The following is a 22,509-nucleotide window of genomic DNA, read 5'->3' on the forward strand; positions in this document are numbered from 1 at the left end:
GCAACCGCGACTTCTGAACCACCCTCGAATTGTCACCCGTGACGTCCGCGAATGCCATTCATGATCTTGTCCGTACCCCGGAGGTGGCACCTGGCGATCACGACGGCCAGTGCCGCGGCTCCGCCCCGCCCACCCGGCGCCAGGCGAACGCCACCGGCACGGCCAGCAGCAGACCCACCGCGCCCGCCAGCGCGATGGTCGCGTGCGCGGAACCCAGCGCCTGCGCGGCCAGCCCGCCCAGGCCGACACCCACGCCCTGCGCGACCCGCAGCCCGGTCCGGTACAGGCCGCCCGCACTGCCCCGGATGTCGTTCGGCACCCAGGTGATGAACGTGGCCGACACCGTGATGACGTACGCGCCCGTCGCGCCGGCCAGCGCGAGCAGGATGAGCGCGAAGGTCAGGTTCGGCCGCAGCGCGAACGCCGCCAGCGCGGCCAGCGGCAGCGCGGCCAGCACGCCCAGCAGCTTGCGGCGGTGTTCGGTCGTGACGAACCGCGACAGCAGGAACGTGCCGGCGACGAAACCGAGCGGGTCGGCGGCCAGCAGCCAGCCCACCGCCTGATCGCCCGCGCCCAGTTGTGCGGCGAGCGGCGCCGCGAGACCCTCCGGGATCACCGCCAGGCCGACGAGCCAGGACAGGTAGAGCAGCACCCGCAGCCGTTCGTCGCCGAAAACCTGCCGGACGGCGCCGAACCACGGGGCGCCGCCGTTGCCCGCCGCGGGCCGGCGCAGCACCAGCAGCCGCACGGCGACCGCGGCCACCAGGAACGTCAGCGCGTCGATGGCCAGTGCCCACGACGTCCCGATCGTCGTCACCAGCAGCCCGCCGGCGGCCAGGCCGGCCAGCATCGCGGTGTTGTTCGTGATCCCCCGCAGGTCCTGGCTCTGCAGGTAGACGTCGTCGTCGGCGAAGACCTCGCGGCCGAGCGCGTTCTGCGCCGCGTTGCCCGGCGCGTTCGCCAGCCGCGCGAGGACGAACAGCGCGAACACCCAGCCCAGCGGCATCCCGGGCAGCGCCATCAGCCCGATCAGCACGGCCTGCGCGAACGAGCCGGCGACCAGCACCGCGCGCCGGGGGAACCGGTCGGCGAGCTGGGACAGCCCGAGCCCGCCGGCGAGCGCGGGCAGGAAGGTCAGGGAGTAGACGACGGCCGACAGCAGCGGCGACCCGGTCCGGTCGAAGGTGAGGATGGCCAGCGCGACGATGGTCAGCTGGTCGCCCAGCATCGACTGCGTCTCGGCGAACCACAGCGCGCGGAACTCCCGGTTGGCCAGGACGGCCCGGAACCGGGGTGTCGCGCGTGTCGTCACCTCGTAACCACCGTCCCCCGATCGAGTGAACATGGACCGTCCGCATTGTGCCTCTCCGGTGATGACTCCATCCGGGGGAGTCACCGGTCTACCACCGGAAAGCACCCACAGTATGCCGCCGGTTACGCCCCGGCGTCCCCCGAACGCCGGTCAGTCACCCCCTCGTGACCGGCCCGCGGGTACGTCCGGACTGATCGAACCGGACTCGCTCGGCGCAGGGCGGCGGCCGCTCGTCGTCGCGCCGATGCCGCGTTGGACCGAATGGGCCAAGACTGGACATGAGCCGGCCGGGGTGGACGGACCGCGCGCCGCCGGCGCTGCAGATCGGGGAGAGCAATGGACGGGTTGATGCAGGGCAAGGCGGTCGTGGTCACCGGTGCGGGCCGGGGCCTGGGCGAGGCGTTCGCGATCCACGTCGCGCGCGAAGGCGGAGCGGTGGTGGTCAACGACGTCGACGCCGAGCTGGCCGAGCGGACGGCGGAGACCATCCGCGCGCACGGCGGCCGCGCCGTCGCGAGCGGGCACAGCGTGGCCGAGGCGGGCGAGGCGCAGGAGATCGTCGACCTCTGCGTCAAGGAGTTCGGCGGGATCGACGGGCTGGTCAACAACGCGGGGCTGAACTACGAGGCCCTGCCCTGGGAGGACGACGCCGAGGCGGCCCGCGAGCTCGTGCAGGTCAACGTCCTCGGCGTGGTGAACATCGGGCTGGCGGCGATCAAGGCGATGGTCGACGCGGGCACCGGCGGCTCGATCGTCAACATCTCCTCGGGCGCTTCGCTCGGGCAGCGCAAGCTCGGCGTGTACGCGGCGAGCAAGGGCGCGGTCGCGTCCTTGACCTACTCGTGGGCGCTCGACCTCGAGGACGTCGGGATCCGCGTCAACGCGGTCTGCCCGCTCGCGCACACGCGGATGGTGTGGAAGTCGGAACGCTCCCTGCGCGCCTGCCCGCCGGACCGCACGCCGTCGCGGATCGCGCCGGTCGTGCTGTTCCTGCTCGGCGAGGGCTCGCAGGGGATCACCGGCCAGATGATCCGGTGCAACGGGCCGCAGCTGCACATCATGGGCCAGCCGTTCCTCAAGCAGCCGATCCTCGAGCGCCCGGTGTGGGACACCGAGACCGTGCAGAAGGCGTTCGACGAGGTCTTCTCCGCCCACCTGGAGAACTACGGCCTGGAGAAGCGCGTCCCGCCCCGGCTGCGCAAGTGGACGGAGTCGACCTCGCCCCGGACGGCCTGACGCGCCGATGCCGCGAATGACTCATTCGGGACCTCGGAGGTCCCCAATGAGTCATTCGCGACGCTGCGGGGCCCACGCGCGAGGAGCTCATCCCGGAGCCGGCGGGCCGGGCGGGAGCGGGACGGTTCGGGTCAGGAACCGGCGGCCGGCTCGGGGTCGCGGACCGCGGCGTAGAGGGCCTCGATGTCGGCCGAATAGCGGTCGTTGATGACCCGGCGCTTGAGCTTGAGCGTCGGGGTCAGCTCGCCGGATTCGGGCGTCCACGTCTTCGGCAGCACGTGGTAGCGCTTGATCTGCTCGATCCGGGCGAGCCTGCTGTTGGCCGACTCGACCGCGCGCTCCAGCTCGGCCCGCACTGCGGGGTGCGACGCCAGCTCGTCCGGCGAGGCCTCGACGCCGTTCGCCGCGGCCCAGCCCGGGGCGATCTCGTCGTCGAGGACGATCAGGGCCGTCACGTACGGGCGGTCGTCGCCGATCGCGACCGCCTGGCCGATCAGCGGGTGCTCCTTGAGCAGGCCTTCGATCCGGGTCGGCGCGATGTTCTTGCCGCTCGAGGTGATGATCAGTTCCTTCTTGCGGTCGGTGATCGTCACGAAGCCGTCTTCGTCGATCGTGCCGATGTCGCCGGTGGCGTACCAGCCGTCGGCGTCGGTGGCGTCGGCTATCGTGCCGTCCTCCTGGAGGTAGCCGAGGAACACGATCGGCCCGCGCACCAGCAGCTCGCCGTCCTCGGCGACCTTCACCTCGACGCCGTCGAGCGGTTTGCCGACGCTGCCCGCGCGGAAGTCCGAGCCGGAGTTGGACGTCGCCGCGCCGGTCGTCTCGGACAGGCCCCAGACCTCGCAGATCTCGATGCCGAGACCGGCCAGGAAGTAGATGATCTCCACCGGCAGGGCGGCCGCGCCGCTGGAGGCGACGAGCACCTTGTCCAGCCCGAGCAACGCGCGCACCGGCGCCAGCGCGGCCTCGTCGGTCTGCCGGATCTTCTCGGCCAGCTCCGCGGGCACCGGCCGGCCGGCGCTGCGCAGCTTGTAGCCCTGCTGCAGCAGCTCGTTCGCCTGCAGCAACGCGGTGCGCCGGTCTTCCGGCACGCCGCCGAGCATGTTCTTGAGCCCGGCGACCATCTTCTCCCACACGCGCGGGACGCCGAAGAAGCTCTGCGGGTGCACCTTGCCGAGCGCGCCGACGACCCCGCTCGGGTCGGCGAGGGTGTGCACGTGCCCCGCCCAGATGATCGGGAGGTAGATCGACAGCTCCCGCTCGGCGATGTGCGCGAGCGGGAGGTACGCGATGTTCGTCGCGTGCATCGGCGGGTGGTGCAGCTCGGTGACCGCGTACCCCTGGTGGATCGCGTTGCGGTGCGAGAGCACGACCCCCTTGGGGTCGCCGGTGGTGCCGGACGTGTAGATCATCGACAGCGGGTCGTCCGGCTTGATCTCCTGCCACGACCGCTCGAAGGCGTCCGGGTCGGCGGCAAGCGCTTCCCGGCCCCGGGCCCGGAGGTCGGCGAAGGAGAGGAAGCGGTCGTCACCCTCGGGGATCGCGGCCGCGTCCAGCACGACGATGTGCCGCAGCGCCGGGAGGTCGTCGAGCACCGGCCGCCAGCGCACCAGCTCGTTCTCCCCGCCGAGCACCACGACCGGCGCCGCGCTGTGCCGCGCGACGAACCGGATCTGGTCCGGGCTGAGGGTGGCGTAGGCGGTGCAGGGGATCGCGGACAGGTGCGTCGCGGCGAGGTCGGCGATGATGTGGTCCGGGCAGCCGGGCGCCATGATCAGCATGCGGTCGCCCTTGGCGAGCCCGAGCCCGGCCAGGCCGCGGGAGACCTCGGCGATCGCGGTGCGGAATTCCAGCCAGGTCAGCGTGGGCTGCCCTTCGAGGTCGAGCGAGGTGATCGCCGGCAGGTCCGGGTATTCGACCGCGTTGCGGTGCAGCAGCCGCGGGATCGTCTGGCCTTCGGTCTGCTCGGCGACGGACGGGGTGGTCAACGCTGGCCTCCTCGGAGCTCCGGATGGCCACACTGTAGGGGCTCCCGGCGCAGGTGGATAGAGAATCGCGGCCACGTCAAGCGTCGCCGTCGAACCGGACATAGCGGTCAGGTCTCCACCACCGTCCACTGTGTACACGGGCGTTCCCGCGCGAACCGCGCTTCAATGGGGGAACCACGGACTCCAGGGGGAAGCGATGACGCGGTCGGCTCGTGAACTGCTCGGGAAGATCCAGGCCGAACTCGCGCCGCGCGACGGCGACAACCGGCTCGTGCCGCTGATCACCGCGGGCCGGGCGCCGCGCGCGGTGTTCGCCGCGCTCGCCGCCGAGGAGAAGCTGATCACCCTCAGCGACTGGCGGAGCTTCCACGAACTGGCCGCCCAGGCCGACGAGCCGCACGCGCGCACCTTCTTCGGTGGCCTCGCGCCGGGGGAGCAGCAGGCGAACGGGATGCTGGACGCGCTCCTCGCCGCGACTGGTCCGGACCACGGGAAGGAGCGGCCCCGCGCGGGCTGCCAGGTCTACCCGGCCTACGTCGCCTGGCTCGCGCTGAACGGCGAGTCGTCGGCGACCGCGGCGGGGATCTTCGCCAATTTCGCCGCCTTCGGCCGGTACTGCCGGGACGTCGCCGCCGGCATGCGCGAGCACTACGGCTTCACCGACGAGCAGTGCGCGTTCTTCGACTTCTTTGCTGCGGACGTTCCGGAAATAGAAGAACAAGCGCTCGCCGCTATCCAGGCCGGTCTCGACGCGCGCCGCCTCGACGAACGCGAAGCGCACCGCTGCGCCCGGCTGTTCCAGAGCTACGAGCTGCTCTTCTGGAACACGCTGGCCGACGAGTTCCCGGGCTGACCGGGCCGGCGGCGCCCGCGGAACCGGTACCGGGGCCCGCGCGGCGTGATCGATCGGCCGTGATTGCGGAATGCCGGGAATTCCGCCCGTCCGCCCGGGGAATCCGCGGCTGTGCTCGCGAATGCTGCCCATTCCGCTTTCCCGGGGCCGTCCACACCGGACGAACGGGGCGTCCGGGTGGGCCCGCGCGGGTCCGTGATGTTTGTCACCGAACGATTCGCCGCTGTCGTACGTAGGAGGCCCCGGTCCGGACGCGCGGAGGGTCCGGGAGCGCTTCCGTTGCTCACATACGTGCATGGAACGAAAGTCGCCCTGCGACGAAGCTCACGACTTACGGTGGTGGACTTTCCAAGCGCAGGCAGCGAGTGTGGAGGGGTCACCGTTCCAAGATCACGTTCTCGCCACGGACTTGACGCGCCCTGGAGGGCTGCCTAACGTCGTCGCGGGCGAAGCAGACCACGGTGATGTTGATCCGGCTGGTCGGAATCCGGGTGTTGACCGCCTCGGGCGACCCGAAAACCATGTACTGCCGGAAGGAAAACGGACCCAGGTGAAGCAGATTTCTCTTCGACGCAACCGGGGATCCTCGATTCGGAAGCGCGTGCTCACGATCGCGCTGATCCCCAGTGTGGCGCTGTTGCTGGTCGGCGTGGCCCTCGCGGGCTACCTCATCTACGACGCGGTCACCGCTCGTGATTACACCAGCCGCATCCGGAACTCGGAAGCCCCGGCGATCCCCTTCTTCGCCGCGCTGCAGCAGGAGCGCCAGGCGACCCTGAGCCTGCTGGCCGGGCAGAGCAACCAGCGTGCCGTGCTCGCGGCCGTCCGCCCGAAGACCGACGCGACCGCCGCGAAGGAAATCGACAACCTCCGCGAGAACTTTGCCGACTACGACAACACCCCGCCGAGCGTGCAGAAGAACATCGCCACGTTCTTCGGGCTGTTCCAGCAGCTGCCGCAGACCCGGCAGGCGGTCGACAGCGGCCAGATGCAGATCGGCCAGGCGTTCGCCTACTACAACAAGCTGTTCGACCAGTTCACCGACGGCGTGGCCGGGCTCGCGCAGAACGCGCGCGGTGCCCAGAACGCCTACGACCGGCTGACCGCCATCCCGCTGTTCACCGCCGCCGACGCGATGCAGCGCAGTGACGCGCTCGCCGCCGCCGGGCTGGCCGCGGGCGGCCTGTCGAACGACGACTTCCGCGCCTACGTCGGCCAGGTCGGTGCCTACCACGCCCAGCTCGACGCGTCGGCGCCGAAGATGATCCCCGACGTCAAGGCGAAGTACGACCAGCTGCTGGCCAGCCAGCCGTGGCAGGCCGTGACCCAGGTCGAGACCGCGTTCCTGCGCGGCGACCTGTCCAAGCTGCCGGTGCCGCAGGACCAGTGGCGGGCCGCGGCCCGCCAGGTCGGCGACGCGCTGATGGGCATCTTCATCCTGCAGAGCTCGAACGCGAGCCAGGCGGCGATCAACGACGCGGACTCGACGTTCACCGAATCGCTGATCGCCGGTGTGATCGCGGTCCTGTTCGCGGTCTTCGTGGTCTTCGTCGCCGTCCGGCTGTCGAACCGGCTCATCGGCCGCCTGCACCGGCTGCGCGAGGACACCCTCGACGCGGCCGAGGTCCGGCTGCCCGAACTGGTCGCCCGCGTCCAGGCCGGCGAGCCCGTCGACCTCGAAGAGGGCGGGCACTTCCTCGACCACGGCACCGACGAGATCGGCCAGGTCGCCGACGCGTTCAACAAGGCGCAGCAGACCGCCATCGCGGCCGCCATCGACGAGGCGAAGACCAAGGAGGGCACCAAGACGGTGTTCCTCAACATCGCCCACCGCAGCCAGGTCATCGTGCACCGCCAGCTCAAGGTGCTCGACCAGGCCGAGCGCAAGCAGGAGGACCCGGACCAGCTGGACACGCTGTTCCAGCTCGACCACCTCTCCACCCGCGCCCGCCGCAACGCCGAAAACCTGATCATCCTCGGCGGCGGGCAGCCGGGCCGTCAGTGGCGCAACCCGGTCGGCCTGGCCGAGCTGGTCCGCGGCGCGTCCGCCGAGACCGAGGACTTCGCGCGGGTGAAGACGGCGGTGCTGCCGCAGATCGCCATCCGCGGTCCGGTCGTCGGCGACCTCGTGCACCTGCTCGCCGAGCTGATCGACAACGCGACTTCGTTCTCGCCGCCGCAGTCGCGGGTCGAGATCCGCGGCAACGTGGTCGGCAAGGGTGTCGTGATCGAGGTCGAGGACCAGGGGCTCGGGCTCGAGCCGGACCAGACCGAAGAGATCAACTCGATGCTGGCCGACCCGCCGGACTTCGGGATCATGGCGCTGTCGGACGAGCCGCGCCTGGGCCTGTTCGTGGTCGCGCGGCTGGCCGCCCGCCACGGCATCCAGGTGCACCTGCGGGAGTCGGCCTACGGCGGCACCCGGGCCATCGTGCTGGTGCGCACCGACCTGCTCGCCCCGCTCGCCGAGTCCGAGCCGGAGCAGCCGATCACCCCGCCGAAGCCGGAGCTCGTCCCGAACCCGGTCGAGCCGGAGACCACGGCCAACGACGAGGTCGCACCGCTCAAGCGGCCGCAGCGCCGCCCGGCGCGGCACCGCACCGAGCCGCCGGCCCCGCCCGTGACGGCCCCGGCCGCGGTGACCCCGCCGCCGGCGCCCGTGGTCGTCCCGCCGGTCACCGTCCCGCCGCCGACCCCGGAGCGGATGCCGGCGCAGCCGTCCTCGGAGCGGCCGCCGTCCGTGCCGACTCCGGTCCCGGTCGGGTCCGTGTCGGAGCCGGTCAGCCAGCCGACCCAGGCCCAGCCCGTGGCCGCCGTCCGGCCGCCCGCCCCGCCGAACCGGACTTCGCGCCCGGCTCGCCCGGCCGCGCAGCAGCCGGTCTGGCCGCCGCAGGAGCCGCGGGCCGCGGCGACGCCGGAGAGCCGGCCGCAGCAACCGCGCCGTCCGGAGGCACCCGGCCGGCCGCCGCTGCCGCAACGGCGACGCCAGCAGAACCTCGTGCCCCAGCTGCGGGAAGATAAGCCCGCACAGGAACGCGAAGAGGTCCGGCTGGACTCGCCGGAGGCCGCCCGCAGCAGGCTGTCCGCCTTCCAGCAGGGCACCCGGCGGGCCCGTGACGAAGAGTTTCCCGAGAACGACGACAGGTACGGAGAGCGCGAGTAATGGTCAACTCAGGCGCCCACGAGCTCGACTGGCTGCTGGACGACCTCGTCAAGCGGGTCGCCGGGGCGGACCGGGCGGTGGTGCTGTCCTCGGACGGCCTGCTCATCGGGAGGTCGGGCAACCTTTCCGAGGAGGACGCCGAACACCTGTCCGCGGTGGCTTCGGCGTTCCAGAGCCTGGCCCGCGGCACCGGGCGGCACTTCGGCGGCGGCAACGTCCGCCAGACGATGGTCGAGATGGACCACGCGTTCCTGTTCGTGACGGCGGCCGGGCGAGGCGCCTGCCTCGCCCTGCTGGCCCGTGAAGACGCGGACATGGGGCTGGTCGCGTACGAGATGAACCTGATGGTGAAGCGGGTCGGTCAGGTCCTCACCTCGGCCCCGCGGACCGCCGGCGCGCAGCCCACTGCGCCATGAGCCCACGGCACGAAGCCTGGTTCGACGACGAGGCCGGCCCCCTGGTCCGGTCCTACGCCGTCACGGGTGGCCGCACGCGGTCGGACACCCTCGGGCTCGACCTGATCACGCTGGTGGTCGCGCTGCGCACCGCGCACGAGGCGGGCATGCTCGAACCGGAGTACGCCCGCATCATCGCCCTGTGCCAGCGGCCGGTCTCGGTGGCCGAGGTGGCCGCCCGGGTCGATCTGCCGCTGCCCGTGGTGAAGGTGATGCTCAGCGACCTCATCGAGCAGAACCTGGTGCTGTTCCGTACCGCGGCACCGGTCCAGGAAACTCCCAACCGACACGTATTGCAGGCGGTTCTTGATGGCATCCGGAAACTCTGACCCCCGGCGGAACCTGACCGCGACCGCGGTCAAGGTACTCATCGCCGGCGGGTTCGGGGTCGGCAAGACCACGATGGTCGGTTCGGTGAGCGAAGTGCCGCCACTGCGGACCGAAGAGGTCATCACCACCGCGTCCGAGGGTGTCGACGACCTGTCCGGCGTCGAGCAGAAGACCACCACGACGGTCGCGCTCGACTTCGGCCGCATCACGATCAACCCGGACCTGATCCTGTACCTGTTCGGTACGCCGGGGCAGGACCGGTTCTGGTTCATGTGGGACGAGCTGGCCGAAGGCGCGCTCGGCGCCGTCGTGCTGGCCGACACGCGCCGGCTCGACAGCTGCTTCGCGGCGGTGGACTTCTTCGAGCGCCGCAACCTGCCGTTCGTCGTCGGCGTGAACTGCTTCGACGGCGCGTACCGCTACGGCACGGAGGAGGTCCGGCAGGCGCTCGACGTCGGCATGGACGTCCCGCTGCTGCTGTGCGACGCCCGCGAGCGGGAGTCGACGAAGCAGGTGCTGACCAGCCTGATGGAGCACGTGATGGCGCGGTCCGACCTCGCGGCCGCCCAGGGCGGCTACTAGCCGGACCGCGCTCGGCCGGTCAGCGCTTGCGCAGGTTGTCGAGCGCGAACCGGCCCGGGCCGATCGCGGCGAACAGCAGGAAGACCCACGAGTAGACCGCGGCGGGCTCGCCCATGTTCTGCAGCGGCAGCAGGCCCATCGGGGCGTGCACGGTGAAGTAGGCGTAGGCCATCACGCCGGAGAGCAGGATGGCGGCCGGCCGGCTGGCGAGCCCGACGAGCAGCAGCAGCGCGCCCACGAGCTCGAACACGCTGCCCCACCAGCCGGGGAACGAGCCGAACGGGACGCCGCCGCCCTGGCCGTCGATCCCGCCGAAGAAGCCGAATCCCTGCAGGCCGTGGAAGCCGAACAGGAACGAGATCACGATCCGGCTCGCGCCGATCACGAGCCCGGTGACCTTGGTCTTGGCCGGGGTGGCGGTCTGGCTGTCGCGGGCGATGGTGGCGGTCATGGTGGTTCCTCCCTGGGTTTTCGGTGCCTTCTGCCAACGCGTCGATCGGGCCCGGCGGGTTTCGACACCCTCGCGGAAAAATCTTGGGAGACTTTCTCCATGGCGGGCAAACAGAGTGCCGGGCTTCTGCTTTACCGAGGTCACGGCGAGGACGTCGAGGTGCTGCTCGGGCACATGGGCGGGCCGTTCTGGGCGAAGAAGGACGCGGCCGCGTGGTCGCTGCCCAAGGGCGAGCTCGATCCGGACGAGCCCCCGGAGAAGGCGGCCCGGCGCGAGTTCGAGGAGGAGCTCGGGCTGCCCGCCCCGTCCGGTGAGTACGTCCCGCTGGGCGAGGTGAAGCAGTCGGGCGGCAAGGTCGTCACGGCGTGGGCGGTCGAGGCCGACCTCGACCCGGCGACAGTGGTGCCCGGGACGTTCACCATGGAGTGGCCGCCGCGCTCGGGCCGTCAGCAGGAGTTCCCCGAGGTGGACCGGGTCGAGTGGTTCTCGCTCCCGGACGCTCGCGAAAAGCTGCTGAAGGGCCAGCTGCCGTTCCTGGACCGGCTGCTGGCGCTGGTCAGCGGCTGAGCAGTGCCTCGAGGGGCTTGGCGGTGAAGGACGGCAGCAGGACGTCCGCCTGCCCGAAGTCGAGGTTCCGGGTGATGGCGTTCGGCACGGCCACGCAGGTCAACCCGGCGGCCTTGGCGGAGGTGACGCCGTGGGGAGTGTCCTCGAACGCGATGGCGTCGGCGGCGTCCGCGCCGAGCGCGTCGAGGGCGGCGAGGTAGAGGTCGGGGTCGGGCTTGGCCTTGTGGAGGTCCCCGGTGAGGACGGCGTCGAAGTAGTGGTCGAGGCCGAGCCGTTCGAGGTGCGGGTTCACCCACGCCCCGGACGAGCTGGAGGCGACGGCCAGCTTGAGGCCGTGCTGCCGCGCGGCCTCGAGGTAGTCCCGGACCCCCTCGCGCGGGCCCAGGTCTTCGAGGAGCTTCAGGACGTGGGCCCGGGTCCTGGGTCGCAGCGCGTCCGGATCGATGCCGGGGACGTGCTCGGCGAGCAGCGCGAACATGGCGGGCGTGGTGCGCTGGGTCCCGATGACGGCGTACCAGGCCTCCAGCGGGAGCTCGGTCCCGTGCTCCCGGAAGACGGCCTGCCACGACTGCAGGACGGCGGATTCGGTGTCGGCGAGCGTGCCGTCGAAGTCGAAGACCAGGGCGCGGGTGGGCACGTCTGCACCCTGCCCGGTGGGTGATCGTTCAGGCAAGGGAGTTGTGACGTGCCCGAAAGGCCTGGACGGCCGCTTCGCCGCGCAGGGCGAAGACGACCTCCTCGATGGGGCCGGGCTCGGCTTCGGCGACGGTGGTGAGCGCGATCCCCGCGGCCGACTCCAGCGGCCAGCGGTAGATGCCGGTGGAGATCGCCGGGAACGCGACGGTCCGGGCGCCGAGGTCCCGCGCCACCCGCAGCGCGTTGCGGTGGCAGTCGGCGAGGAGTTCGGAGCGGTCTTCGGAGGCCGACCACACCGGGCCGACGGTGTGCACGACCCACTGCGCGGGCAGGTTCCCGGCGGTGGTGGCGACGGCCTGCCCGGTCTTCAGGCCCTTGCCGTAGTGCCCGGCCCGCAGCTTGCGGCACTCGGCGAGGATCTCCGGGCCGCCCTTGCGGTGGATGGCCCCGTCGACCCCGCCGCCGCCGAGCAGCGAGGAGTTGGCGGCGTTGACGACGACGTCGACCTCGAGGGTGGTGATGTCGGCGTCGAGGATCCGGATGCGCATGGACTGCATCCTGCCGGACACCATGGGCCGGCGCTGCTGGATTCCATCGCCGGGCCGGGCACCACCGAAGTGCCCGGCCCGCCGCTCCCCGGCTACGGGTGCACCGTCAGCCGGTACAGGCGCTCACCGATCTTGTAGTACAGGTCGCCGAACGCGTCCGCCGTCAGGTCCTCCAGGCCGGTCTTGGTCAGCAGGACCGTGACCGCCTTGGTGGCCTTGTCGATCTTGAAGATCCGGTCGCCCTGGGTGCCGTACACGTGGTCCGGGTCCTTGGGCACCGTCAGCAGCACGCCGTCCCGCCAGGCCATCGTCGGCTTCGCGTCGTAGTCCGGGTCCGGGAACAGGCGCTGCGTCCTCAGCGCCGACGGCGATGCCGGGTCGAACGTGAGCAGCGTTCCGCCGGCCAGGCCCCACACCTGGCCGTCCACCTCCGTCAGCGCGGTGACCGCCCGGGTCGACGGCAGCGGGAACCGCGTCACGACGCCGTTCGCCGGGTCGTAGGCGAACACCTCGGCCGAGGCGTCCGGCGCGAACACCGGGCTGACGCCCAGCGCGCCCCGCGTCGACGTGCCGCCGAAGACCTTGCCGCCCGCGAAGGCCAGTGAGACCACCGCCTGGTCCGGGACGACGCAGATGGCCCGGCCCGGTGTGCCGTCCTTCCAGATGTTCAGCGCGCCGCTGCGCTTGCCGTACTTCGGGACCGTTCCCATGTAGATGGTCCCGTCGGGCGCGCCGGCCAGCGCGTACGGGCGGTCCTGCGGCGGCGGGCCCTCACCCGCGCGACAGTCGGCGGCCTTGTCGCCCGCGGCGCCTCCGGTGTACTGCAGCTTCGGCGGCCACGCCCCGCCGGGTTCGTAGCTGTACAGCCGGGCCGAGGGGTAGACGCCGATGTAGAGCTTCCCGTCGTGGGCCAGCAGGCTGTCCGTCTGGTTGAGGCCGGTGCGGGTCTTCGTGTCCGGGTGGTTGTCGTCGGCGTCGCCGTGCAGCGGGTCGTACACGCCGGTGCCGCCGGTGAGGTAGCCGCCGGTGTAGATCTTGCCGTCCGGGCCGGTGCCGAGCGCGTTGATCGCGGCGGGCAGCACCGGGGTGCCGGTGACGAGCCGGGTGCTCGACGCGCCGGTCGCCGGGCTGTACTTGAAGATCCGGGTGCCGTCGGGGCCCGCGCCGAGGCCCGCGAGCGTGCCGTTCTCCCAGCTGTACCCGGTGACGTCGAGGTCGGGCCGGACGGCCGTCGCCTGCACGGCCTTCGTGGCGATGTCGTAGGACTGCAGCAGCCCGTCCTTGACGAACCAGACCTTGCCGTCCGCGGCCGGGGAGTGGTGCAGATCGGTGTCGGTGATCGTCGCGTCCACCACCGAGCGGTACGAGCCGTCGGCGTTCTTGACGACCTGCAGCACGAGCAGCGTCCGGTCGAGCCAGGCGAACAGCCGGCCGCCGGTCCAGGTCAGCCCGCCCACCATGGAATTGTGTGCGTACTGGGCGGGCAGCAGGCTGTCGGTCCGCCCGGTGACGTTGTCGTAGCGCACCAGCGCAGCGTTCGTCCCGGTGCCGAGGTAGGTCGCGTTGGCGGCCGGGTCGTGGGCGACGCTGCGCACGTACTCGGCACCGGCAACGACCGGGGTGGCGCCGATGGTGGTGAACGTCCCGTTGTCGTACTTGAAGTAGCGGCCGTTGTTGTAGGTGCCGCCGTAGACCTTGCCGTTCGCGCCGGCTTCGAGGTCCCAGATGAAGGAGTACCCGCTTTCGGCGCGGCCGAGGTCGGTCAGCGTGCTGGTGCCCGGCACGTGGCGGTACAGCTTCGAGTTCGGGTAGGTGCCCAGGTAGACGCTGCCGTCGGTGGCCGTGGTGGCGGCCCAGCCGCCGACGGTGGGGGTGTCGGCGGTGTCCGGGAAGGTCAGCTTCGAGGTGACCTTCTCGGTGGCGACGTCGATGACCGCCAGCTGGGGGTTGCTGTCGGCGGTTCCGGTGTAGACCGCGTAGGCCTTGCCGCCGGCGAAGGTGGTGGCGTTCGGGACGCTGCTTTCCAGCTGGACGCCGAGGTCCGTGTCGTCCTTGCTGATCACGACCTCGTCCCAGTACGCCGTGCCGACGTTGCCGACGCCCGAGTAGATGAGCGCGGAGACGCTGGCGGTGCCGGCGGGCGCGGTTCCCGAGGCGTCGGCGGTGTTCCACTTCTTGCCGGAGACCGAACCGCCGGTCACGCTGCCGAGCAGTTGCCCGGAGGAGTCGCGGAACCGCAGGTACAGGTCGGCCGCGCCGCTCTCGGTCCACACCTGGGCGTACGCGGTGTACCGGACGCCGGCGGTGGCGGGCAGCCCCGGCTGGCTCTCCCGGCCGTAGGCGTTGTCCGGGGAAGTGTCGTCCACGCGTGCCGTGGTGCGGCCGTCCCACGTCACGGCGGTGACGCCGCCTGGGCTGTGCGATCCGCTCCAGCCGGTCAGCCCCTGGTCGAACCCGCCGTTGGCCATCCGCAGGTCGGCCGCCCACGCGGGGACGGGCGCGGCGAGCAATCCGGTGGCCAGTGTGGCGGCGAGGGCGGTGGGCAGCAGGCGTCTCATGACGGCCACGATCGGGCGTGGCCGTACAAAACGGGTACAACGCGCCTAGCGGAGGAAGAACTCCTTCAGCACCGGCGCCAGCGCCGCCGCCTTCACGATGTGCGTCTGGCCCGGCAGCGTCCGGTACTCCGCCGACGGCAGCACCTTCGCCAGGGACGCCACGCCGTGGCGCATCCAGTCCGGGCTGCGGCCGCCGTCGATGGCCAGCGTCGGGATCTTCACCTCCGGCCAGGCCGCCGGCAGGGGCTCGCCCGCCTGGTGCTCGACCACCAGCGCCGTGTCGTACGGGATGGTGTGGGCCACCTTCTTGAGCTTGGCCCAGAACGGCATGATCCGCATCGTCGCCACCATCAGCCCGCCCAGGCCGACGCCTTCGGTCATGAACATCTTCACCGCCTTGCCGCGCTTGCCGTCCTTCAGCGCCTGGTCGAGGCGGGCCACGTAGTCCTCCGGGACGCGGCTGCGGCTGCCGTCGACGATGAACGGGGGCTCGTACAGCGCCAGCTTCGGGACCGCCAGCCGCGGGGCCGCTTCGAGCGCCAAGCCCACGCCCGACGAGATGGCGAACAGGAACGCCTCGCCACCCGCCTCCTTGACCACCCCCGCGAGGTCCTCGACCTCGCGCTCGACCGCGTACGGCCCGGTGTCGCCGCTCTCGCCGCGGCCGCGGCGGTCGTAGGTGTACACGGTGAAGTGCGCGGCCAGCTCCTTCGCCAGCGCGTCGTTGGGGGACGAGCCGCGGTAGCACATCGCGCCGTCCACGAGGACGAGCGCGGGGCCGGTGCCGGCCCGGGTGTAGGCGATCCGGGTGCCGTCGGCAGAAGTTGTCGTCGTCATGCGAAACAGCCTGAACCCGACGCTTCGATCTGTCAAGACAAAAAAATTTGTCGGTAGCGATCGCGCCCGGGCCTCGAGCGGCCGTCAGGCGGAGCGCAAGGTCAGGAGCGTGATCTCGCTGGGCGCGAAGATGCGGAAGGGCGGCCCCCAGAACCCCGTGCCGCGGCTGTTGTACAGCTGCGTCTCGCCGTGCCGGGTCAGGCCGGACAGTGTCGGCTGGTCGAACCGCACCAGCAGGTGGAACGGCCAGATCTGCCCGCCGTGCGTGTGCCCGGAGATCTGCAGGTCGACACCGGCCTCGCGCGCTTGGCGGACCTGCTTCGGCTGGTGGGCCAGCAGCACCACCGGGACGCCGTCGGGCCGGCCGTCCAGCGCCGCGGCCAGGTCGGGGCCGTGGCCGGGCAGCCCGGACGCGGTGCCGGTCGGGTCGTCGATGCCGGCGAACAGGATGCGGTCGCCGCCCCGCTCGAGCAGCGTCGACCGGTTGTGCAGCGTGTCCCAGCCGAGCCCCTCCATGTGGTCGAGCCACGCCTGGGCCTCGCCGAAGTACTCGTGGTTGCCGGTGATGTAGAACCGCCCGAGCCCGGCCTGGACGCCGCCGAGCGGGTCGACCTGCTTGCGGCGCTTGGCCACCGCGCCGTCGGCGAGGTCGCCGGCGTGGCAGACGACGTCCGCCTCGAGCGCGTTGACCGCCGCCACGACCTCTTCCGACCACTTCGTCCGGTCGATCGGCCCGAAGTGGGTGTCGGTCAGCACGGCGACGCGCAGGCCGTCGAGCCCCGGCCCGAGCCGCGGGATGACAACGTCGACCGCCTTCACCGGCGGCACGCGCATGGCGACGCGGTTGCCGTGCAGGAGCAGCCCGGCGGCGATCAGCGCGGTGGCGCCCGCGACGATCCGCGACCGCGCCGGGTCGTCGACGCCGAGCAGCGCGACCCGCAGCACCAGGCTCAGGATCGACCAGCTGAACAGCACCCAGATCACGGCGAGCAGCGAGTCGCCGAGGCGGGCGGCGGCGTCGCTCTGGTGCCGGGAGTGGCCGCGGAACATCGCGACCGGCATGGTCACCAGGCCCAGCGCGAACAGCGCCGTCCCGGCGATCGTGGCCGCGGTGCCCCAGTCCGGCGCGAGCACCAGCGTCCACCACGGGACGGTGAACAGCAGGAGCACCGCCAAAAGCGGCACGACGACGAGTTGCCCTCTCATCGAACCAGATTACAGCCCATCGGGCTGTTACCGTTTTCGCTCCTCTGGAGCGGCGCGGTGACCACGTTGGCCGGAGCTGGCGTTCCCCGCGTTGACCGGCCCGGTCGCGCGGTGGTCCATGCCGGTCCGCAGCCGCGCCACGGCCTCGCGCCGCCGGGCCCGGCTCGCCGAGTCGATCCGGCTCCGCGACCCAGGGCCGAAGTTCATCCGGTACCAGTCGCACGGCTGCGTTGGGAACCGCCGGGATCCACCTTCTCACCACGACCGCGTGGAGTGTGGCGGAACGGGCCTTGGCTACGACGCCGCTCGTGAGCGGCGCCAGTCCGCGACCGCCTCTTCGACGTCCACCAGCGCCACCGTGAGCGGCGGCCCGGTGTGGTGGTTGAGGTAGGCCTGGCGGATCCGCGTGTTGAGGTCCTCGACGATCTCCCGGACCTGTCGTTCGGCCCGCTCCCCGGCGAGCCGCTCCGGCAGGTCCTGGACTTCGCGTTTGAGCGCGAGCGCCGGCGGCAGCAGCGCCTTCGTGTCGTGCCCGCCCCTCCTGACTTCGCGGAGGACCCAGTCGGTCGCGGCGTCGTTGCCGGTGGGCTTCGGCAGCGGCTTGCCGGTGCCGGGCAGGTCGTCGAACTCGCCGCGCTTGCGGGCTTCGTCGATCTTCCGGTCGACCCACCAGCGGAAGGACACCTTGGGCGGTTTGCGCTCGCTCATCTCCTCGCACCCCCTCCGTCTGCTTCCAGGGTAATGTCCGGACGAGAAGCGAGGGGACCGCATGACCGTCGAACGCACTGGCGCCGAGGACGTCGACCGGACGCTCGCGCTGCTCTGGCGCGCCCGCGGCGGCGCCGCCGAACCGACCAGGGGCCGCCGGCCGACGCTGACGATCGAGCGGATCGTCGCCGCCGCGATCGCGGTCGCGGACGCCGACGGGCTCGCCGCCGCGTCGATGCACCGCGTCGCCAAGGAGCTCGGCGCGGGCACGATGACGCTCTACACCTACGTGCCCGGCAAGGCCGAGCTGGTCGACCTGATGGTCGACGACGTCCTCGTCGGGCGGCGGCTGCCCGGGCCGGGCGAGCCGCGCCGCGGGGACTGGCGCGAGCAGGTGGCGCTCTACGCCGAGCGGACCCGGCAGGCCTACCGCGACCACCCGTGGCTGTGCGAGGTCTCGCGCGTCCGGCCGCCGCTGGGCCCCGGCCAGCTCGCGGGCCAGGAGTACCTGCTGTCGATCATGGACGAGCTGGGGCTGCCGCCGCGCCAGGCCGTCGCGGCGGCCAACGGGATCGGCACGTACGTCGACGCCAACGCGGCGCTCGGCGCGGAGAACACGCGGCTGGAGCGCAGCACCGGCCAGTCGACCGAGGCCTGGTGGCACCAGCGGTCGTCGTTCTGGGAGAACTACTTCGTCGTCGACGCGCACCCGGCGATGAACCGCATCTGGCTCGGCGGCGGCTTCGACCAGAGCGCGAAGGCCCAGGGCGACACGGCGTACGAGTTCGGCCTGAACCGGATGCTCGACGGCATCCAGGCCCTGGTGGACTAGGTGTTCTGCCCGGGCCCGGCCGACGTCACCAGCTGCCGATCGCGTGGTCAGGCGGCTCGACCCGGAGGGGTCGCGTAGTTCGCTCCAGCCCTGAGCGTCGGCTTCGGCGAGCAGGCGCGGCAGCACCGTGTCGCCGATTCGGCAGGCACCCCTAGCGCCGGCTGCGCCACCGCAGCCGGCGTCGCTCCTGCCGGGGCACTTCGGCCGGGTGGGGTGGCCCGGCGCGCAGGAGGTCCCGGCAGACCGGGTCGAACCGGCCCGGCTCCTCGATCATCGGTGCCGCCAGCACGACGTGCCCGCACACCGCCCGGAACCGCCCGTCGTGCCGGCCCGCCGCGAACTCCTCCTCGGTGACGGCGTGGGTGTAGCCGTCGGTGTCGCAGCGGATGTGCACCAGGAACGGCTCCACCGAGCTCACCCGGCCGAGCTGGTCGAGGTGGTTTCGGTCGGGGCGTCCGTCGAGTCCGCCGGGGTGTTGGCGGCCGTCGACGAAGGGGGCGGGGTGGTGCTGGTCGTCGACGGCGGTGGGGTGGGCGTCGACGGAGTCGTCGGTTCGGTGGTCGGCGTCGCGGGGGTGGTCGGCGTGGTGCTGGCCGGGGTGGTCGACGACGGCGTGGTGGGGGTCGTCGACGTGCCGGGCAGCGTCGTGCCCGGCGGCGGCGTGACGACCGGCGCCGGCGGGGCCGGGACGCCGACCGGGGACCCGGCCGCGGCGGCGTCCGGGGCGTTGGGCGTGCCGATCGGCACCTGGCTGTCGGGCAGCTGGGCCACCCCGCCGCGGTAGGCAGCGGCCCACGCCATCACTGTGTCCACATAGGACGAAGAGTTGTTGTAGCGCCGCACGGCGATGCGCTGCCCCGCGTCCGTCGAGAGGTCGAGACCGCCCGAGCACAGGTAGCGCGCGGTGGCCAGCGTCTCGTCGTAGATGTTGTTGGGGTTAGACACGCCGTCACCGTTGCCGTCGGAGGCGTACCCGCGCCACGTCGAGGGGATGAACTGCGTCGGGCCGACCGCGCGGTCCCACACCGTGTCGCCGTCGTACTTGCCGCCGTCGGTGTCCCGGATCGCGGCGAACGCGCCGGCGCCGTTGAGCACCGGGCCGAGGATCGGCTCCAGGGTGTCGCCGCCGGCGTTGACGTACCCGCCGCGGGCGTGGTTGGACTCGATCCGGCCGATGCTGGCGATCAGCGCCCAGTCCAGGTGGCAGTCCGGCTGTTCCTTGGCCAGGATGTCGGCGGCGTTCTTGTAGGCCTTGAGCATGCTGCCCGGGATGCCGAGCGACCCGGAGATGCCCGCGGAGCCGGCTCGCCCGCCCGGCACGACCAGCGGCTCGGGCAGCGGCGGCTGGGGGAGGCTGCCGTCGACCGCGATCGGCGGCATGACGATGTTCGGCTGCTGCGGCGGCGCGGCGACGGCCTGGTCGGGCTGGCTGTCCCCGGCGTTGGCCACGACGACCGGCGCCGGCAGGCCGGTGGTCAGCGTGGGCAGCACGACGAGCGCCCCGCCCGCGAGCGCGGCGGCGGTCCTGCGGACCGAACGCGCGTTCCTGCGACGTGGCCGGTGCTTGGGCATGCTCGTCCCCGCTTCCCTCGATCTGTCGCTGATCGCCTCACCCGATCGGCCTCACCCACCGGTACTGACCGGTAGGAGCAAGCTATCCGATGGAACCAAACTTTGGCGAATGGCACAGCCGAATCTGCCCGTGAGCGAGAAGTTCGTCTGGATGGCACAAAACCTTCGTAGGAAATCTGTCAGATTCACCAGGACTTAACCGGGTGCCGCGGACAGTTTGTCCGACAGGACACCGGGCACGGTGAGCCCGCGGTGCGTCACGTCCGAGCAAAACCGCCGGACGAGCGAATCCGACGGCGTCGCCGTGAACGTCACGACGTCCCGGTGCAGCGGGGGCTTGAGCCGCCGCAGCGCGCCCGGGAAGGTCCGGGTGAGCGCGGTGGTCGGGACCAGTGCCACGCCGAGTCCCGCCGCGGCGAGCTGGGCCGCCGTCGCCGCCTGCTTGGTCCGCATCACCGCCTCCAGTACCGTGCCGCGCCGGGCGGCCTCCTGGTCGAGCCATCCGCCGAGGCCATTGTCGCGGTGGTAGTGCACCATCGGAATGCCCGCGAGGGCGGCCATGGGGACATTCGCGCGGGTGCCGAGCGGGTGGTCCGCGGCCAGCGCCACGACGATCTCCTCGCGCCCCACCACCTCGGTGGCCCCGGTCCAGCGGCTCGGCCGGGGCCCGACCGCGACGTCTGCTTCGCCCGTCTCCAGGGCTTCGACCAGCGCATCCGCGCTCGTGGTCTCGGTCAGTGTGATCAACACTTCGGGCCGGTGCCGGTGCCACGCCCGCAGCACGGGGGCGAGCAGACCGGCGGTCATGCTCTCCGCGCACGCGATCCGCAGCGTGCCTTCGCCGCCGCCGGCCACCGCGCGTCCGGTCCGGACCACCCGTTCGGCGGCGGCCAGCGCCGCCCGCGCGTCGGCGAGGACGGCCCGTCCCGCGGCGGTCGGCCGGACCCCGCGCGGCAGCCGTTCCAGCACCGGCGTCCCCAGTTCGCGTTCCAGCGCACCGATCTGGTGCGACAACGCGGGCTGCGAAAGGTGCAACCGCGCGGCCGCCTCGGTGATCGAGCCCGCGTCGAGGACCGCGACCAGGCATTCGAGTGCGCGCAGCGTAGACATTCGTGAATTCTATCGCAGCCATCGAAAACCTTCGGATCACGACGGGATTGTTCCGGCGGCGCCGAGCGCTGAACGCCGTGTGCGAGACGAAAGGAGCACGGAAATGTCGTTCGAGGGAAAGCGCCTGGTCATCGTGGGTGGCGGTGCGGGTATCGCCCGGCAGATCGCCGCGGACGCGGTTGCTGCGGGCGCGGAAGTGATCCGGGCCGGACGGAATCCGGCCGCGCTGGCGGAGCGGGGGATTCGGACCGCGTTCGCGGACCTCGGTGAGGAATCGTCGTTGAAAGCGCTTGCCGACGAAGTGGGCGAAGTGGACTTCGTGGTTTCGCTCGCCGCGGCGCCGGCGAACGGGCCGGTCACGACGCTGGAGCGGGCCGCGGTGCTGCGGGCCTTCGACGCCAAAGTGGCCGGTCCGCTGATGCTGGCGAAGCACTTCGCGCCCCGGTTCCGGGACGGCGGTGCCATGGTGCTGTTCTCCGGCGTCGCCGCGTGGCGCCCGGCACCGGAACGGACGGTCATGGCGACGACGAACGGCGCGGTCGCGTTCCTCGCCGAAGCGCTGGCCGTCGAGCTGGCACCGATCCGCGTCAACGCGATTTCCCCGGGCATCGTCGATTCGGGAGCGTGGGACCGGCTCGGCGAGGCGAAGGCGGAGTTCTTCCGCCGGACCGCGGAAGCGATCCCGGCCGGCCGGGTGGGCCGGCCCGCGGACGTTTCGGCGGCCACGCTCCTGTTGCTGGCGAACCCGTTCGTCACCGGCTCGGTGCTGCATGTGGACGGTGGCGGTCGGCTCGGGTGATCGAGCCTTTACACGGACTTGAAGCGTTCCTATGATCGGCCGTCCGGACGTGTTGCCGCCCGTCCGGACGGCCCAGGTGGAGGGTTTGATGGCACGTAGGGCTCCGCGCCGAGAGCAGGTCACCGTCGCCGAGCTGCTGGTCCGGTCCGACGCACCGCGCGACCGCTACCGCGACGAAGACACCCTCGTGCTCCCGCGGGCGCGCCACCGCGAGAAGCCGCAGGTCCTGCGCTCGCTGACGCGGTTGCGGATGTTCTCGGTCGTCGCGGGAGCGCTGGCGCTGACCGGCGGGGTCAGCGCGGCGGTGTCGATGCCTCCCACCCGTGACACGGCCGCGGCCTGGCCCCCGGCCGGCTTGGAACCCCCGGCGGTGGCGCTGGTCCCGTTGCCGGCGGACGTCATCGTGCCGCCGGCCAAGCACGCGGCCCCGACGCCTCCGGATTCCGCAGTGCCGCCCGCGGAGCCGGCCGAAATCACTCCAGTGATCGCCGATCCGGAATCGAATTCCGTCAATCCGGTGGTGCACCGCGGAACGCTGGTCCGGGCGGTGAAGATCGTCGACAAGGTGAAGGAACCGGCGAAAGCGAAACCGAAGCCGCCGGAGAAGGCGGCGCCGGTCCGCCACGAGATCCCGGACATTCCCTTGTGGTCCCGCGGCCGCCCGAAGGGGCCGGACTGGCCGTCGATGTCGGCGGGCCGCCGCCCGGCGGGCCTGCCGTTCGGCGGCCACCACGGATGCGGTGGCGGCGGCCGGCACCGCCGGTGA

Annotated in this window: 22 protein-coding genes; 10 read left to right on the forward strand and 12 right to left on the reverse strand. The window is 71.9% G+C overall.

Annotated features, from left to right (window positions below; genetic code table 11):
* Window positions 1–97: 97 nt before the first annotated feature.
* Window positions 98–1,345 (reverse strand): MFS transporter, encoded by a 1,248-nt coding sequence (locus H5965_RS00730; protein ID WP_310967117.1) that lies wholly within the window; start codon window positions 1,343–1,345, stop codon window positions 98–100.
* A gap of 303 nt (window positions 1,346–1,648) precedes the next feature.
* Here H5965_RS00730 and H5965_RS00735 point away from each other — a divergent pair, with 303 nt between their 5' ends.
* Window positions 1,649–2,548, forward strand: coding sequence for an SDR family oxidoreductase (locus H5965_RS00735; protein ID WP_310967119.1), 900 nt, complete (start codon window positions 1,649–1,651; stop codon window positions 2,546–2,548).
* A gap of 131 nt (window positions 2,549–2,679) precedes the next feature.
* Here H5965_RS00735 and H5965_RS00740 read toward each other — a convergent pair whose 3' ends face one another.
* Complete coding sequence (locus H5965_RS00740) at window positions 2,680–4,536, reverse strand: AMP-dependent synthetase/ligase (RefSeq protein WP_310967121.1); 1,857 nt, start codon at window positions 4,534–4,536, stop codon at window positions 2,680–2,682.
* Between the two features lie 196 nt (window positions 4,537–4,732).
* Here H5965_RS00740 and H5965_RS00745 point away from each other — a divergent pair, with 196 nt between their 5' ends.
* From H5965_RS00745 to H5965_RS00765, 5 genes are all read left to right on the forward strand, one after another.
* A complete protein-coding gene (locus tag H5965_RS00745) occupies window positions 4,733–5,389 on the forward strand; it encodes a transcriptional regulator (RefSeq protein ID WP_310967123.1) in 657 nt (218 codons plus the stop codon).
* A 601-nt stretch (window positions 5,390–5,990) separates the two neighbouring features.
* Window positions 5,991–8,552 (forward strand): nitrate- and nitrite sensing domain-containing protein, encoded by a 2,562-nt coding sequence (locus tag H5965_RS00750; protein WP_310967125.1) that lies wholly within the window; start codon window positions 5,991–5,993, stop codon window positions 8,550–8,552.
* Window positions 8,552–8,968, forward strand: a complete 417-nt coding sequence (locus tag H5965_RS00755) for a roadblock/LC7 domain-containing protein (RefSeq protein WP_043776694.1) — start codon at window positions 8,552–8,554, stop codon at window positions 8,966–8,968. The genes H5965_RS00750 and H5965_RS00755 overlap by 1 nt, the downstream gene beginning before the upstream one ends.
* Entirely contained in the window at window positions 8,965–9,336 is a 372-nt protein-coding gene (locus H5965_RS00760; protein ID WP_310967127.1) for a DUF742 domain-containing protein, read from the forward strand. The genes H5965_RS00755 and H5965_RS00760 overlap by 4 nt, the downstream gene beginning before the upstream one ends.
* The gene (locus H5965_RS00765; protein ID WP_004561734.1) at window positions 9,317–9,919 is read left to right on the forward strand and encodes an ATP/GTP-binding protein; all 603 of its coding nucleotides are present in this window, start codon (window positions 9,317–9,319) and stop codon (window positions 9,917–9,919) included. The genes H5965_RS00760 and H5965_RS00765 overlap by 20 nt, the downstream gene beginning before the upstream one ends.
* A gap of 19 nt (window positions 9,920–9,938) precedes the next feature.
* Here the strand turns inward: H5965_RS00765 and H5965_RS00770 are convergent, their stop codons facing one another.
* Window positions 9,939–10,370, reverse strand: a complete 432-nt coding sequence (locus tag H5965_RS00770) for a DoxX family protein (RefSeq protein WP_310967131.1) — start codon at window positions 10,368–10,370, stop codon at window positions 9,939–9,941.
* A 99-nt stretch (window positions 10,371–10,469) separates the two neighbouring features.
* Between H5965_RS00770 and H5965_RS00775 the strand changes: the two genes are divergently transcribed.
* Window positions 10,470–10,937 (forward strand): NUDIX domain-containing protein, encoded by a 468-nt coding sequence (locus H5965_RS00775; protein ID WP_310967132.1) that lies wholly within the window; start codon window positions 10,470–10,472, stop codon window positions 10,935–10,937.
* Here the strand turns inward: H5965_RS00775 and H5965_RS00780 are convergent.
* The 6 genes from H5965_RS00780 to H5965_RS00805 all read right to left on the reverse strand — a co-directional run bounded on the left by H5965_RS00780 (window position 10,927) and on the right by H5965_RS00805 (window position 17,430).
* Window positions 10,927–11,574 carry an HAD family hydrolase gene (locus H5965_RS00780; RefSeq protein ID WP_310967134.1) on the reverse strand — a complete coding sequence of 216 codons (648 nt, stop codon included), beginning with the start codon at window positions 11,572–11,574 and terminating at the stop codon, window positions 10,927–10,929. The genes H5965_RS00775 and H5965_RS00780 overlap by 11 nt on opposite strands.
* A 28-nt stretch (window positions 11,575–11,602) precedes the next feature.
* On the reverse strand, window positions 11,603–12,121 hold the full coding sequence (locus tag H5965_RS00785; RefSeq protein WP_310967136.1) for an O-acetyl-ADP-ribose deacetylase: 519 nt from the start codon (window positions 12,119–12,121) through the stop codon (window positions 11,603–11,605).
* Between the two features lie 92 nt (window positions 12,122–12,213).
* The gene (locus H5965_RS00790) at window positions 12,214–14,679 is read right to left on the reverse strand and encodes a hypothetical protein (RefSeq protein WP_310967137.1); all 2,466 of its coding nucleotides are present in this window, start codon (window positions 14,677–14,679) and stop codon (window positions 12,214–12,216) included.
* Between the two features lie 45 nt (window positions 14,680–14,724).
* On the reverse strand, window positions 14,725–15,516 hold the full coding sequence (locus tag H5965_RS00795; protein ID WP_310967138.1) for an alpha/beta hydrolase: 792 nt from the start codon (window positions 15,514–15,516) through the stop codon (window positions 14,725–14,727).
* A gap of 84 nt (window positions 15,517–15,600) precedes the next feature.
* Complete coding sequence (locus H5965_RS00800; protein ID WP_310967140.1) at window positions 15,601–16,722, reverse strand: metallophosphoesterase; 1,122 nt, start codon at window positions 16,720–16,722, stop codon at window positions 15,601–15,603.
* A 294-nt stretch (window positions 16,723–17,016) separates the two neighbouring features.
* A complete protein-coding gene (locus H5965_RS00805; RefSeq protein WP_310967141.1) occupies window positions 17,017–17,430 on the reverse strand; it encodes a DUF1992 domain-containing protein in 414 nt (137 codons plus the stop codon).
* A 61-nt stretch (window positions 17,431–17,491) separates the two neighbouring features.
* On the opposite strand from H5965_RS00805, the gene H5965_RS00810 reads away from it, so the two are divergent.
* Window positions 17,492–18,262: a TetR/AcrR family transcriptional regulator gene (locus H5965_RS00810; RefSeq protein WP_310967143.1), complete on the forward strand. Its 771-nt coding sequence runs from the start codon at window positions 17,492–17,494 to the stop codon at window positions 18,260–18,262.
* A gap of 151 nt (window positions 18,263–18,413) precedes the next feature.
* On the opposite strand, the gene H5965_RS00815 is transcribed toward H5965_RS00810, so the two are convergent.
* From H5965_RS00815 to H5965_RS00825, 3 genes are all read right to left on the reverse strand, one after another.
* Entirely contained in the window at window positions 18,414–18,671 is a 258-nt protein-coding gene (locus H5965_RS00815) for a hypothetical protein (RefSeq protein WP_310967144.1), read from the reverse strand.
* A 5-nt stretch (window positions 18,672–18,676) separates the two neighbouring features.
* Window positions 18,677–19,834 (reverse strand): lytic murein transglycosylase, encoded by a 1,158-nt coding sequence (locus tag H5965_RS00820; protein ID WP_310967145.1) that lies wholly within the window; start codon window positions 19,832–19,834, stop codon window positions 18,677–18,679.
* A 195-nt stretch (window positions 19,835–20,029) separates the two neighbouring features.
* Window positions 20,030–20,944, reverse strand: coding sequence for a LysR family transcriptional regulator (locus H5965_RS00825; RefSeq protein ID WP_310967147.1), 915 nt, complete (start codon window positions 20,942–20,944; stop codon window positions 20,030–20,032).
* 103 nt (window positions 20,945–21,047) lie between these two features.
* Between H5965_RS00825 and H5965_RS00830 the strand changes: the two genes are divergently transcribed.
* Both H5965_RS00830 and H5965_RS00835 read left to right on the forward strand, forming a co-directional pair.
* A complete protein-coding gene (locus tag H5965_RS00830; protein ID WP_310967148.1) occupies window positions 21,048–21,743 on the forward strand; it encodes an SDR family oxidoreductase in 696 nt (231 codons plus the stop codon).
* An 88-nt stretch (window positions 21,744–21,831) separates the two neighbouring features.
* A complete protein-coding gene (locus H5965_RS00835) occupies window positions 21,832–22,509 on the forward strand; it encodes a hypothetical protein (protein ID WP_310967150.1) in 678 nt (225 codons plus the stop codon).

Origin of the sequence: Amycolatopsis sp. 505, assembly GCF_031625235.1 — a bacterium.
Lineage (GTDB): Bacteria > Actinomycetota > Actinomycetes > Mycobacteriales > Pseudonocardiaceae > Amycolatopsis.